Raw genomic sequence first — 13,293 nt, 5'->3', positions numbered from 1 at the left:
GCTGATGCGCTGACGCGCGACAGCACGGCGGCCCCTCCTGCGCGAGGGGCTTTTTCGTGTCCGCCGCCGGTCAGACCGGTGGCCGCCGAGCACGGGACCAGCCAGCACAGACTCCGCCACAGTGAAACGAGGAGACGCCATGAGTGAGGCAGCCGCACCGACGGGCGACATTCCCCCGTTCCGGTACACCGCGACCCTGGCCGACGAGATCGAGCGGCGTTGGCAGGACACCTGGGAGCGGGAGGGCACGTTCCACGCGCCGAACCCGACCGGTCCGCTGGCCGACCCCGCTCACCCGCGCGCCGGCGCGGAGAAGCTGTACGTACTGGACATGTTCCCCTACCCGTCCGGGGCGGGCCTGCACGTCGGGCACCCGCTGGGCTACATCGGGACCGACTGCTACGCCCGCTACCAGCGGATGGCCGGGCGCAACGTGCTGCACGCGATGGGCTTCGACGCCTTCGGCCTGCCCGCCGAGCAGTACGCGGTGCAGACCGGTACCCACCCCAGGACCACCACCGAGGCGAACATCGAGCGGTACAAGGCGCAGCTGCGCCGGCTGGGCCTGGCCCACGACGAGCGCCGGACGGTGGCGACCATCGACACCGACTTCTACCGCTGGACGCAGTGGATCTTCCTGCAGATCTTCAACTCCTGGTACGACTCGGAGGCGCGGCGGGCCCGTCCGATCGCCGAGCTGGTCGCCGAGTTCTCCGGCGGTGAACGGCCCACCCCGGACGGCCGGTCGTGGGCCGAGCTGAGCGTCGCGGAGCGCCGCCAGGTCGTCGACGACCACCGCCTGGCGTACGTCTCCGAGGCTCCGGTCAACTGGTGCCCGGGGCTGGGCACCGTGCTGGCCAACGAGGAGGTCACCGCCGACGGCCGGTCCGAGCGGGGCAACTTCCCGGTCTTCAAGCGGAAGCTGAAGCAGTGGATGATGCGGATCACCGCGTACGGCGACCGGCTGCTGGACGATCTGGACACCCTGGACTGGCCGGAGCCGATCAAGCTGATGCAGCGCAACTGGATCGGCCGCTCCACCGGCGCGCACATCGACTTCGCGACCGCCGACGCGCCGATCCGGGTGTTCACGACCCGGCCGGACACCATCTTCGGGGCCACCTACATGGTGCTGGCGCCCGAGCACGAGCTGGTCGACGCGCTGGTGCCGGCCGCCTGGCCGGAGGGCACCCGGGACGCCTGGACCGGCGGGCACGCCAGCCCGCGGGCGGCCGTCGAGGCGTACCGGAAGGCGGCGGCGGCCAAGACCGACGTCGAGCGGCAGGCCGACACCAAGGAGAAGACCGGCGTCTTCATCGGCGCGTACGCGGTCAACCCGGCCACCGGGGGCCGGATCCCGGTCTTCGTCGCCGACTACGTGCTGGCCGGCTACGGCACCGGCGCGATCATGGCGGTGCCCGCCCAGGACGAGCGGGACTGGGCGTTCGCCGAGGTGTTCGAGCTGCCGATCGTGCGTACCGTGCGGCCGCCGGAGGGCTTCGACGGCAAGGCGTACACCGGGGAGGGCCCGGCGGTCAACAGCGCCGCGCCCGACCGCGGCCTGGACCTGGACGGCCTGGGCATCGCCGACGCGAAGGCCACGGTGATCGCCTGGCTGGAGGCGAACGGGCACGGCGCGGGCGCGGTCACCTGGCGGCTGCGCGACTGGCTGTTCTCCCGGCAGCGGTACTGGGGCGAGCCGTTCCCGATCGTGTACGACGAGACCGGGGCGGCGATCGCGCTGCCGGAGGAGATGCTGCCGGTCGAGCTGCCCGAGGTCGACGACTTCTCCCCGCGCACCTTCGCACCCGACGACGCCGACAGCGACCCGGAGACGCCGCTGTCGCGCCGCCGCGACTGGGTCGAGGTCGAGCTGGACCTGGGCGACGGGCCGAAGCGCTACACCCGCGAGACGAACGTGATGCCGCAGTGGGCCGGCTCCTGCTGGTACGAGCTGCGCTACCTGGACCCGACGAACGCGCAGCGTTTCGTCGACGCGGAGAACGAGGCGTACTGGATGGGGCCGCGCGGCGCCGGCGACTGCGGGGGCACCGACCTGTACGTCGGCGGCGGCGAGCACGCCGTGCTGCACCTGCTGTACGCGCGGTTCTGGCACAAGGTCCTGTACGACCTGGGCCACGTCTCGTCGTTCGAACCGTTCCGGCGGCTGTTCAACCAGGGCTACATCCAGGCGTACGCGTTCCGCGACTCCCGGGGCGCGCCGGTGCCGGCGGAGGAGGTCGTCGAGGTCGACGGCCGGTGGTTCCACGGCGAGCAGGAGGTCAACCGCGAGTACGGCAAGATGGGCAAGTCGCTGAAGAACGTGGTGACCCCGGACGACATGTGCGCGGCCTACGGCGCGGACACCTTCCGGGTGTACGAGATGTCGATGGGCCCGCTGGAGGTGTCCCGCCCCTGGGACACCCGCGCGGTGGTCGGCTCGTACCGGTTCCTGCAGCGGGTGTGGCGGGCGGTCGTCGACGAGCAGACCGGCGACCTGCGGGTCACCGACGCGCCCGCCGACGAGGCGACCCGTCGCCTGCTGCACAAGGTGATCGACGGCGTCCGCGGCGACATGGAGGGGATCCGGTTCAACACCGCGATCGCCAAGCTGATCGAGCTGACCAACGGGCTGACCCGGCTGGCGGAGACCCCGCGCGAGGTGGCCGATCCGCTGGTGCTGATGCTGGCGCCGTTCGCCCCGCACGTGGCCGAGGAGCTGTGGCGGCGGCTGGGGCACACCACGTCGCTGACGTACGCGGACTTCCCGACCGCCGACCCGGCGCTGCTGGTGGCCGAGACGGTCACCTACCCGGTGCAGGTCAACGGCAAGGTCCGGGGCCGGGTCGAGGTGCCCGCCGACGCGTCCGAGAAGACCGTCCGCGCGGCGGCCCTGGAGGCGGTCGCGGGTTCGCTGGCCGGCAAGGAGCCCCGCAAGGTCATCGTGGTTGCCGGCCGGATGGTGTCCGTCGTCGTCTGAGGCGTGAGGAAGGGCCCCTTCTTAACGCCTCGCGTAGAGGAGGGGCCCTTTCTTAACAACCCGCCGCGCGGGTCAGTGGGGAGTGGTCAGGGGTCGTGGCGGTGGATCGCCGCGACCGTGAGCAGGGCGGCCACCAGCGTCCACCCCGCGTAGGTGCCCCAGGCGCCCCCGACCGTGGCGCGGTACGGCAGGCTGATCCAGGGTGGCGGTTCTCCGGTCTCCATCAGGCGCTGCCAGGCGGCCACCGGCATCGCGTGCCGGAGCATCGCCGTCCACCGTTCGTCCTCGTCCAGGGCGGTCGGCAGAAGGAGCAGCAGGGCGGTCGCGGCGACGATCGCCGGTGCGGAGTGCCGGACCAGCGCGGCCACCGCCGTGCCGATCAGCGCGGACAGGGGTACCAGCAGGGCCGACGCGGTGATCCCGCGCAGTGCGCCCGGGTCGGTGACGGACATCTGCGCGCCCACGTCGGTGAGGATCACCTGCGCGACGGTGAACGCGGCCGCCGCGCCGAGCACGCCGACGGCGGTCGTCACCGTGGCGAGCACCAGGACCTTCGCGGCGGCCACCGCACCCCGGTGGGGCACCGCGGCGAAGGTGCCGCGGAACAGCCCACTGGCGTACTCGCCGCCGACCGCGACCGTCCCGACGGCGCTCGCCGCCAGGATGACGAAGAGCTGCGCCTCGTCCGGGAAGGCGTCGCCCAGGGGCGAGTGCAGGGACCGCTGCTCCGGCGACCACCCGGCCCAACCGTCGGTGGTGGCCAGCGCCGCGTACGCGGCCAGGCCGACCATCGAGACCAGGATCAACCCGAGCGCCCACCAGGTGGAGCGCAGCGACCACATTTTGATCCGCTCGGCGGCGACCAGGTCGCGGAAGCGGACCGGGGCACCGGTCGTGCCGGTCCCTTCCGTTCCGACCCCGGCGGCCCGGCCGGTCGCCGGGGTCACCGCTGCTCCCCGGCGGCAACGGGGGCGGCCGGCCGGCCGCCGTACTCGACGCTGTCGGCGGTCAGGTCCATGAAGGCCTCCTCCAGTGAGGCGGTACGGGTGGTCAACTCGTGCAGCGGGAGCCCGTGGGCCAGGGCGAGGTCGCCGATCCGGTCGGCGGCCAACCCGGTGACCGCGAGCAGTCCGCCGTCCTCCCGGCGTACGCCCGCGCCCTCGGCGGTGAGCACCGCGGCCAGTGCGGCCGGGTCCGGCGTGCGGACGGCCACGTCGGCGCGGCCGCCGCGGGCGGCGAACGCGGCCAGGCTCTCCTCGGCCACCAGCCGGCCCCGGCCGAGCACCACCAGCCGGTCCGCGCAGTGCTCCATCTCGCTCATCAGGTGACTGGACACGAAGACCGTCCGGCCCTGCGCGGCCAGCCGCCGCAGCAGGTCGCGAGCCCAGCGCACGCCCGCCGGGTCGAGGCCGTTGAAGGGCTCGTCGAACAGCAGCACCGGCGGGTCGCCCAGCAGCGCGGCGGCGATGCCGAGGCGCTGCCGCATGCCCAGGGAGTACCCGCCGATCCGCCGTCCCGCGACGGCCGCCAGGCCCACCTCGCGCAGCACCTCCTCGACCCGGCCGCGACCGATGTCGTTGCTGCGGGCCAGCGCACTCAGGTGCGCCCGGGCGTTGCGCCCGCCGTGCACGTCACCGGCGTCGAGCAGGGCACCGGCGTGGTGCAGCCCGCGCGGGTGGTCGCGGAACCGCACCCCGTCGACCGTGGCGCTGCCGCTGGTCGGCGCGGTGAGACCGAGGATGATCCGCAGGGTGGTGGACTTACCGGCGCCGTTCGGGCCGAGGAACCCGGTGACGTGACCGGGTCGCACGGTCAGTGTCAGGTCGTCGACCGCGGTCGTGCGGCCGTACCGCTTGGTCAGGGCGTTCAGTGCGATCATGCCGACCACGCTGCCCGTGGGCCGCCGCCGGATCGTCGCCCCGCCGGCCACAACCGCCGGCGGCGGGTCAGCCCCCGGGCGTACGCCTCCGGGCCGATGACCGCGCGCGGCCCGGCTGGCTACGGTGGGCGCATGGAGAACGCCCCGTCGCCGCGGACCGCTCTCGCGGCGACGCTGCGGCTGGCGCCGGTCGGTGCGCTGATCGCCGTCCTGCCCGTCCTCTGGTTCTATGCCACGGTCGCCGCGCACAGCGGTGCCGGTCTCGGCGTTGCGGGGTGGTGGCTGCCGGAGCGGTACCTGGTGCCGGCGCTGGTCGTCGCGCTGCCCGCGCTGCTGCTGCGGCGCCACCCGCTGACCGCGCTCGGCCTGATGCTGGCCGGCGCGGCGCTGGCCGCCGGGACGGTCCACGGCGGGGACGTCGGCTACGACGACGACGTCTTCCACCTCCAGTTCGCGGCCGTGGACATCGCCGTCGGCGTGGTCGCCGGCACCCGCTCCCGGCGGATCTCGGTGACCGCCGCCGGGATGGTGCTCCTGGTCCAGATCGCCGCCAGCTTCCTGAACACCGGGTTCGACCCGCTGGACCGGGCCACCCTCTCCGTGCTGGGCGTCGCCACCGCCTGGACCGTCGGCAACTCGGTCCGGACCCGCCGTCGCTACGCGGCGTCCCTGCGGTCGCACGCGGCGGCCGAGGCGGTCACCGCCGAACGGCTGCGCATCGCCCGCGAACTGCACGACCAGGTCGCGCACAGCATCGGTGTGATCGCCATTCAGGCCGGCGTCGGGGCACGGGTCATCGACACCCAACCCGCCGAGGCCCGCGCCGCGCTCGCCACCATCGAGGCCACCAGTCGGGAGACACTCGCCGGGCTCCGGCGTACGCTGCGCGCCCTGCGCCGGCCGGAGCAGGAGGCCGCGCCGCTGGAACCCACGCCGGGACTGGCGGACCTCGACCGGCTGGTCGCCGCGGCCGGCGACGCCGGGCTGCGCGTCGACCTGCGGTGCGACGGCGCGCCGGGGCCGATCCCCACCGAGGTGGACCTGGCCGCCTACCGGATCGTGCAGGAGTCGCTCACCAACGTGGTCCGACACGCGGGCACCGGGCACTGCCGGGTGACCGTGTCCCGTCGCCCCGACGAGGTGAGCGTGGAGGTCGTCGACGGGGGCCGGGGCGGCCCGGTCGGCGGCGAGGGGCACGGCCTGGTCGGCATGCGCGAACGGGTCGCGCTGCTCGGCGGCCGGTTCACGGCCGGACCACAGCCGGCGGGCGGCTTCCGGGTGGCGGCCCGGCTTCCGGTGCCGCCGGACGTCCTCCCGGCCGACCGCCCGTCGGGTGCGGACCCGATGCCCGCCCGGCCGACTCCGTCGCGGACGGGCCCGACAGCCGACGGCGTGGTCGTGCCGGGGACGGACGGCGTGGTCGTGCCGGTGGCGGACGGCGTGGTCGTGCCGGTGGCGGACGGCGTGGTCGTGCCGGTGGCGGACCGCGCCGAGGCGCCGGGGGTGGAGCGGTGACCGTCCGGGTGGTGCTCGCCGACGACCAGCCCCTGGTCCGGGCCGGCCTGCGCGTGTTGATCGCGGACGCGCCCGACATCGAGGTCGTGGGCGAGGCCGGCACCGGCGCCGAGGCCGTCCGGCTGGTCCGCGAGGTCGCCCCGGACGTGGTGCTGATGGACCTGCGGATGCCGGGAACCGACGGAATCCAGGCCACCCGGGCGATCACCGCGGCGGGCGGCCCGACCCGGGTCCTGGTGCTCACCACGTTCGACGACGACGAGCACGTGCACGCCGCCCTGCGCGCCGGCGCCAGCGGTTTTCTGGTCAAGGACATGGCCCTGGACGACATCCTCGGCGCGGTCCGGGTGGTGGCCGGCGGGGACGCGCTCATCGCACCGGCCGTCACGCGGCGGTTGATCGCCGAGTTCACCCGCCGGCCCGAGGCGGCCGTCCGGGCCCGCGCCCTGCCCGGTGTCACCGACCGCGAACGGGAGGTGCTGACCCTGGTCGGCCGGGGTCTGTCCAACGGCGAGATCGCGGCCGAGCTGCACATCAGCGCCGCCACCGCCAAGGCGCACGTGGCGAGGCTCTTCACCAAGCTCGGCGCCCGGGACCGGGTGCACCTGGTCATCGCCGCCTACGAGGCCGCCCTGGTCGGCCCACCCCGCTGACCCACCCACATCCATCGCACCCGCACCGCCCACGACCGCGCGGTGGTTCCCCGGAACTGCGGGCGCGGGGCGCGGGGCGTGGGTCAGGCGTGCAGGGCGGTGTCCACGGTGGCGCGGCGGGCGAGCAGCCAGTCGTGCCAGGTGCGGATCAGCGGGGGTACACCAGCCGCCGCCAGGTGGCGCATCGCGCCCTCGCCGCGCCGCGCACCCGCCTCGATGCCGCGCCACGTGCTGTCGAGCTGGTCGAGGGCAACGTCCACCAGCTCGGCGCGGGGCAGCGGAGGGACACCGGGCCCGTCGACCCGGCCGGCGCCGGAGCGGCGGGGTGGCGAGTCGGCGTCGGCGGCGTCGTACGCGTCGCAGAGCAGCCGCGCCCGCCGGCCCAGCTCGGCCGGGTCGGCGTCCGGCCCCAGCGGTGCCCAGTGCCACGCGGCGAACGCCACGTCGTCGATCCGCCGGCCCGGCCGGGCGAGGTCCCAGTCGAGGAACGCCACCGGCAGCGGACCGGCGGGGGAGTCCCGGTACACCGTGTTCTTCGGCGACAGGTCGTGGTGGCAGACCGTCTCGGCGTCGCCGGCCAGCGGGGTGCCGGCGCAGGCGTCGTGCAGCCGCCGGATCAACGCCGCCAGCCGGGCCAGGGCCGGATCGGCGAAGAAGCCCGGGTCCTCGCGGTCCCGCCAGGGCACCCGGCCGTCGACGTGGCTGAGCACCTCCCGGCCGCGCTCGTCGTACCCGAGGTGATGGGGCGCGACGTCCGCGCCCACCCGCTCCAGGTGGCGCAGCAGCGCCGCGACCCGGGCGGTGTGCGGTCCGGGGGTACGCCGAACGGTGTCGCCGGCCCGGAAGACCTCGCTGACGAAGCCGCCCGGCAACCGCTGCTCGGCCGACATCAGGTGGGGCCGAGGCGGCGCTGGCGTTCGGCGAGCCACCAGCGGCGGATCAGCACCACGCTGGCGATCAGCCCGAGCCCGGCGGGCGCGGCGGCGAGCCAGTTCACGTCGCCGGGGGAGGTGACCGCGGCACCCACCGCGGCGTAGCCGAACGCGGTCGGGGCGGAGGCGAGCACGCTGCCGGCGAGGAACGGCAGCACCCGGGCGCCGGTGGTGCCGTAGCCGTAACTGACCAGGCCGAAGCCGGCGATCGGCAGCAGCCGTACGGTGATCACGCCGAGCACGCTCTGCCGGGCGAACCAGCCGTCCAGCCGGGCCAGCCGGCCCCGGACCCGCTCGGCGACGAACTCCCGCCCGAGCAGCCGACCCACCGTGAAGCCGACGGCCGCCGCCAGCAGCGCGGCGCCGAGGGCGTACGCGGCACCCTCCAGCGCGCCGAACAGCGCACCGGAGGCGAGGGTGACGAAGGTCCGGGGCACCAGTGCGACCAGCAGCACCGCGCCGCCGACGATCGCCGCGACCGGGGCGTACCCGCCGAGACGGTCGGCGTGCGCCGGCAGGTCCGCCAGGGCCGGCCGGGGCGCGAGCAGCGCGACCGGCGTGAGGACCGCGAGCAGGAGCAGGAGCAGTGCGAAGCGTACGGCCGACGGGTCCCGCAGCAGCCGCCGGACGACCGGCGGCCGGGGAAGGAGCCGCCGGACGGCGCGGATCACGGCCGGGCGGCGGCGGCCACCGAGGCGCGGCGCTCGGCACGGAGCCGGTCGGACCAGGTGTCGTCCAGCGGTGGCAGCTGGTGCACGCCGGTGGCCCACCGCAGCAGCAGGTCGGCCAGCGCCGGGTTGCGCGCCAGCGCCGGCCCGTGCGAGTAGGTGCCGAGCAACTTGCCCCGCCACGCTCCCTCGGTGGCGCCGTCGTTGCCGACCCCGGCGGTCACCCGGGCCAGCGGGGCGACCCCCGGTCCGAGGTGGGTACGGCCACCGTGGTTCTCGAAGCCGGACAGCGCGGGGATGCCCAGCCGCGGGTCCACGTCGCCGGCCAGTTCGCCGACGGCCCGGGTGGGGCCGCGGTCGGAGGAGAGGTCGAGCAGCTCCAGGCCGGTACAACGGGTGCCCTTGGCGAAGAACGAGGTGCCGAGCAGTTGGTAGCCGGCGCAGACGCCGAACACCACCGAACCCTGGGCGACCGCGCGGTGCAGGCCCCCGTCGGCGAGGAGTCGCTGCGCGCCGAGCGCCTGCGGACCGTCCTCGCCGCCGCCGATGAGGTAGATGTCGGCACTGGCCGGCACGCGCTGGTCGGAGCGGACCTCCAGCACCTCGACGGGCAGTCCGCGCTGCTGCGCCCGGCGGGCGAGGATCAGCATGTTGCCCCGGTCGCCGTAGGTGGACAGCAGGTCGGGGTAGATCCAGACGATGCGCAGGCTCTCAGTTGACACGGTCCAACTCCGCTCGGATGTCCTGGAACGCGGTGTAGTTCGCGATGACCTCCAGCCGGCCCGGCGGTACGCCCCGGACGGCCTCGTCGAACGTCCGCACGTGTTGGAAAGGCACGCCGTTGACGTCCAGACGCACCGCGAGGTCGAAGGCGCGGTCGCCGGTGATGAGCACCTGCCGGCCGCGCAGCGGGGAGAAGTCGACGTCGAAGAGCCAGGAGGTGTCCAGGCCGTCGGGGTCGCGCGCGTTGATGGAGAGCAGCGTGGGGGCCTCGTCGGCCATGTCGAACGCCTCCAGCCAGCTGGCCGGGTTCTTGGCCAGCAGCAACCGGATGTTGCGTCCGTCCCGGTCCACCTGCGCGTAACGCCCGGCGACCGAGGTGACGCTGCCCAGCTTGAGCACGGCGTCGACCGGGCGGACCCCGAACTCGGCGGCGACGGCCAGCGCGGTCGCGGCGTTGCCGAGGTTGACCTTGCCGGGCAGGGAGAGCGTCACCTTGTGCCAGGCCCCGGTCGGGTCGACCACGCCGTCGTCCTCGACCGTCCAGTGCGGTTCCGGCCGGCGCAGCGGGCAGCCGGTGCACCACCACTGCTCGCCGTTGCGCTCGATCGTCGAGCCGCACTCGGGGCAGACCCAGGAGTCGTCGTGCCAACGCTGCCCGGCGCTGAACCAGGTGACGTGCGGCGGTGAGATGCGGTGGTCGTGGTTGGGTGGCGGGGTGGCCGCCCAGACGACCATCGGGTCGTCGGCGTTGGCGACGACGCGGACCTCGGTGTGCCGGACCAGCGCGGCGCGCCAGAGCTGCGCCATCATGGCGACCTCCTTGGCCCGGTCGAGCTGGTCGCGGGAGAGGTTGAGCAGCGCCACCACGTGCGGCTCGGTGGCCTCCAGCACCTGGGCGAGGTAGTGCTCGTCCACCTCCAGCACCGCGTACGGCGTGCTGCCGGCCTTGGCCAGTGCCGAGGTGTGACCGGTGGGCATGTTGGCGCCGAAGGAGTTGGTGGCGACCCGGCCGAGCACGCCGACGGCGGCGGCGGTCAGCCGGGTGGTGGTGGTCTTGCCGTTGGTGCCGGAGATCAGCGCGATCGCGCGTCCGGCCGACAGGTGGGCGAGCAGGTCCGGGTCGATCTTCAGGCCGATCCAGCCACCGATCACCGATCCGTCGCCCCGGCCGGCGGCCCGGGACAGCGCCGCGGCGGTCCGCGACACCGAGCTGGCCACCTTTGCCCGCAGGGGCATCTTCGCGTCCGTCACGCGAGCGAGGTTACCGGACCAGCGAGCCCACCAGATCGCCGCCGAGTGCGATCCGTTCGGTCGGGGCGTACCCACCCCCGGGACCGGATGGCATCGGCCGGGCGGAGTCGATCAATGTCGGAAAGCGGACCTGGCCGGGCGGGCGCTCCCGCCCTCCACTCCGCTCCACCCGCACTGACGTGCTGTTTTGGTCGCGCGAACGGCGCGCCACGCGGGCGATTCTGGTTGCGGGTGGAGGGAAGTGGAGTAGAGTGGGGCGCGATGGTGAGGCCGGGAGGGCCCCACCGGCCCGGGGGGTCAGCGGCGCCGCGAACGCCGTTCAGGGGCGAGGGGGTTGGGCCGTGTTTCTCGGCACCCACACTCCGCGTCTCGACGACAAGGGCCGGTTGATCCTTCCGGCGAAGTTCCGGGACGAGCTGGCGGGGGGTGTCGTGATAACCAAAGGGCAGGATCGCTGTCTCTACGTCTTCCCGACACCGGAGTTCCAGCGGATTGCGGACCAGTTGCGCGCGCAGCCGATGACGCACAAGGCGGCCCGGGCCTACAGCCGGGTCTTCTTCGCCAGCGCGCACGACGAGGTGCCGGACAAGCAGGGTCGGGTGACCATTCCCGCGCATCTGCGGACCTACGCGGCCCTCGACCGGGAGCTGGTGGTGATCGGTGCCAGCACCCGGGTGGAGATCTGGGACAAGGTCGCCTGGGAGACCTACCTCGCGGAGAGCGAAGACGACTTCGCCGACATCGAGGAGGGGGTGCTGCCCGGCGGTCTGTAGGGCGTGACGGCGCCCGACGTACTGCGAGATCTCCAGCCGCTTTCGCGTTCCTGGCACCCCTTCCCCGGTGCCAGGGGCACGATCCGACTCCTCCGGCGGTGGCCGGGGGACCGGGCGGGGAGCGGATGGGGATCTGGCGGTACGACGGCACGGCGTCGTCCGATCGACAGGCGCGACAGAGAAAACAGGGATTCAACGGTGGGGGTCGACATGGGGGAGCTACGCGGCACGCACGTGCCGGTGCTGCTCGAGCGGTGTCTCGAGCTGCTGGCCCCCGCGCTGGACCGGGGCGGCCGGACGGTGCACGTCGACGCGACGCTGGGCCTGGGCGGGCACGCCGAGGCGGTGCTGCGGGCCCACCCGCACACCGTGCTGATCGGGCTCGACCGCGACACCGAGGCGCTGGCCCACGCGCGGGCCCGGTTGGCGCCGTTCGCGGACCGGATCCACCTGGAGCACGCCGTCTACGACGAGCTCCCGGAGGTGCTCGACCGGCTCGGTTACCCGGGCATCGACGGGATCCTGTTCGACCTGGGCGTCTCCTCGCTCCAGCTCGACGCACCCGACCGCGGGTTCGCCTACGCGCAGGACGCCCCGCTGGACATGCGGATGGACCAGACCCGGGGGGTGACCGCCGAGGAGGTGGTCAACACCTATCCGCATCCGGACCTGGCCCGGTTGCTGCGGGTCTACGGCGAGGAGAAGTTCGCCGGCCGGATCGCCTCGGCGATCATCCGGGAGCGCGAGCGGGGGCGGATCACGTCCTCGGCGCGGCTCGCGGAGCTGGTCCGGGAGTCGATTCCGGCGCCGGCCCGACGAACCGGGGGGCACCCGGCAAAGAGAACGTTTCAGGCTTTACGGATCGAGGTAAACAGAGAACTGGCAGCGCTGGAGACGGCGCTGCCGGCCGCGCTGGACGCGCTCGCCGTGGGGGGCCGCATGGTGGTCCTGTCCTACCACTCGCTGGAGGACAGGCTCACCAAGGCCGCCCTGGCCGACCGGGTCCGCAGCAAGGGCCCGGTCGACCTCCCGGTCGAGCTGCCCGGGTCCGGCCCGACGTTCCGGCTGCTCAGTCGGGGCGCCGAGCTGCCCGGGGAGGCGGAGGTCGCGGCGAACCCGCGGGCCGCCTCGGTCCGGCTGCGGGCAGCGGTCCGGCTTGACCCGGACGCACCGGAACAGGGGCGTACCGACCGCGAACGGTACCGCCGACGGGTCAGGGCGATGCACCAACCGGGGACGGTGTCGGGGGGGACTGGTAAAGATCCACACCCGACACCGGGGGATGGGACAGGGACGGACGAAGAGGGGGAGGGACATGACTATTGACAAGCGCGACCGCCGGGACGTGACCGGCGGCGGGCAGCGCGCACCGCGATCGGGGGGCCGGATCGCGGCAGAGCGGGCCACGCGCATCGGCACGGGAACGTCACGGGCGGACCGGACGGGGGACACTCGCGGCCGGGGGGCGCGCGAGTTTCCGACCCAGGGCAGCGCCGCGCTGCGGCCGGCCGAGCGGGTCGCCGCGACCGCCGCGCCGGCCCGCCGGCCGCGGCTGCGGGTCGCCCCGCCGGCGCCGGTGTCGGTGCCCCGGGCGCCGTTCGCCGCGCTGATCGTGACGCTCGTGGTCGGGGGGGTGCTGGGCATCCTGCTGGTCAACACGAAGATCAACGAGAACGCCTTCCGGCTGGAGCGGCTCCAGCAGCAGCAGGCCAAGCTGGACCTGGAGCAGCAGCAGCTGAACAAGGAGGTCGAGGAGGCCAAGGCGCCGGGCAACCTGATCGCCGAGGCGCGCAAGCTGGGTCTGGTCGAGTCCGGCGACCCGGCCTACATCCGGCTGCCGGACGGCAAGACGATCGGGGTGCCGCGGCCGGCCACCGGCCAGCCGTCGGTGACCAGCCAGCAGGGCGCGGGAGGCTGAG

General features: G+C 74.3%; 12 protein-coding genes. 6 read left to right on the top strand and 6 right to left on the bottom strand.

Annotated elements, in window-relative coordinates; translation table 11 throughout:
* The first annotated feature begins 139 nt into the window (after nucleotides 1-139).
* Nucleotides 140-2,980 carry a leucine--tRNA ligase gene (gene leuS, locus D7223_RS03335; RefSeq protein WP_120724614.1) on the top strand — a complete coding sequence of 947 codons (2,841 nt, stop codon included), beginning with the start codon at nucleotides 140-142 and terminating at the stop codon, nucleotides 2,978-2,980.
* 86 nt (nucleotides 2,981-3,066) lie between these two features.
* Here the strand turns inward: leuS and D7223_RS03330 are convergent, their stop codons facing one another.
* Both D7223_RS03330 and D7223_RS03325 read right to left on the bottom strand, forming a co-directional pair.
* Nucleotides 3,067-3,927 carry an ABC transporter permease gene (locus tag D7223_RS03330; RefSeq protein ID WP_120724612.1) on the bottom strand — a complete coding sequence of 287 codons (861 nt, stop codon included), beginning with the start codon at nucleotides 3,925-3,927 and terminating at the stop codon, nucleotides 3,067-3,069.
* Nucleotides 3,924-4,859 carry an ATP-binding cassette domain-containing protein gene (locus tag D7223_RS03325; RefSeq protein WP_120725716.1) on the bottom strand — a complete coding sequence of 312 codons (936 nt, stop codon included), beginning with the start codon at nucleotides 4,857-4,859 and terminating at the stop codon, nucleotides 3,924-3,926. The genes D7223_RS03330 and D7223_RS03325 overlap by 4 nt, the downstream gene beginning before the upstream one ends.
* Nucleotides 4,860-4,991: 132 nt before the next feature.
* Here D7223_RS03325 and D7223_RS03320 point away from each other — a divergent pair, with 132 nt between their 5' ends.
* Both D7223_RS03320 and D7223_RS03315 read left to right on the top strand, forming a co-directional pair.
* Entirely contained in the window at nucleotides 4,992-6,374 is a 1,383-nt protein-coding gene (locus D7223_RS03320; RefSeq protein WP_238161530.1) for a sensor histidine kinase, read from the top strand.
* The gene (locus D7223_RS03315; RefSeq protein WP_120724610.1) at nucleotides 6,371-7,027 is read left to right on the top strand and encodes a response regulator; all 657 of its coding nucleotides are present in this window, start codon (nucleotides 6,371-6,373) and stop codon (nucleotides 7,025-7,027) included. The genes D7223_RS03320 and D7223_RS03315 overlap by 4 nt, the downstream gene beginning before the upstream one ends.
* An 83-nt stretch (nucleotides 7,028-7,110) precedes the next feature.
* Here D7223_RS03315 and D7223_RS03310 read toward each other — a convergent pair whose 3' ends face one another.
* The 4 genes from D7223_RS03310 to D7223_RS03295 are packed head-to-tail and all read right to left on the bottom strand — an operon-like array spanning nucleotide 7,111 to nucleotide 10,586.
* Nucleotides 7,111-7,917 (bottom strand): phosphotransferase, encoded by an 807-nt coding sequence (locus D7223_RS03310; protein ID WP_120724608.1) that lies wholly within the window; start codon nucleotides 7,915-7,917, stop codon nucleotides 7,111-7,113.
* Nucleotides 7,917-8,630 carry a TVP38/TMEM64 family protein gene (locus D7223_RS03305; protein WP_120724606.1) on the bottom strand — a complete coding sequence of 238 codons (714 nt, stop codon included), beginning with the start codon at nucleotides 8,628-8,630 and terminating at the stop codon, nucleotides 7,917-7,919. The genes D7223_RS03310 and D7223_RS03305 overlap by 1 nt, the downstream gene beginning before the upstream one ends.
* On the bottom strand, nucleotides 8,627-9,349 hold the full coding sequence (locus tag D7223_RS03300) for a type 1 glutamine amidotransferase (RefSeq protein ID WP_120724603.1): 723 nt from the start codon (nucleotides 9,347-9,349) through the stop codon (nucleotides 8,627-8,629). Before D7223_RS03300 ends, D7223_RS03305 begins: the two co-directional genes overlap by 4 nt.
* Nucleotides 9,339-10,586: a MurT ligase domain-containing protein gene (locus D7223_RS03295; protein WP_120725714.1), complete on the bottom strand. Its 1,248-nt coding sequence runs from the start codon at nucleotides 10,584-10,586 to the stop codon at nucleotides 9,339-9,341. The genes D7223_RS03300 and D7223_RS03295 overlap by 11 nt, the downstream gene beginning before the upstream one ends.
* Nucleotides 10,587-10,942: 356 nt before the next feature.
* On the opposite strand from D7223_RS03295, the gene mraZ reads away from it, so the two are divergent.
* From mraZ to ftsL, 3 genes are all read left to right on the top strand, one after another.
* Entirely contained in the window at nucleotides 10,943-11,374 is a 432-nt protein-coding gene (gene mraZ / locus D7223_RS03290; protein ID WP_120724600.1) for a division/cell wall cluster transcriptional repressor MraZ, read from the top strand.
* 210 nt (nucleotides 11,375-11,584) lie between these two features.
* Nucleotides 11,585-12,700, top strand: coding sequence for a 16S rRNA (cytosine(1402)-N(4))-methyltransferase RsmH (gene rsmH / locus D7223_RS03285; protein ID WP_120725712.1), 1,116 nt, complete (start codon nucleotides 11,585-11,587; stop codon nucleotides 12,698-12,700).
* Nucleotides 12,690-13,292 carry a cell division protein FtsL gene (gene ftsL, locus D7223_RS03280; RefSeq protein ID WP_120724598.1) on the top strand — a complete coding sequence of 201 codons (603 nt, stop codon included), beginning with the start codon at nucleotides 12,690-12,692 and terminating at the stop codon, nucleotides 13,290-13,292. Before rsmH ends, ftsL begins: the two co-directional genes overlap by 11 nt.
* The last annotated feature ends 1 nt before the right edge of the window (nucleotide 13,293 follow it).

This window comes from Micromonospora endolithica (assembly GCF_003626595.1).
In the GTDB taxonomy this organism is placed as follows: Bacteria; Actinomycetota; Actinomycetes; order Mycobacteriales; family Micromonosporaceae; genus Micromonospora; species Micromonospora endolithica.
This window is presented reverse-complemented; position numbering and strand designations above follow the sequence as displayed.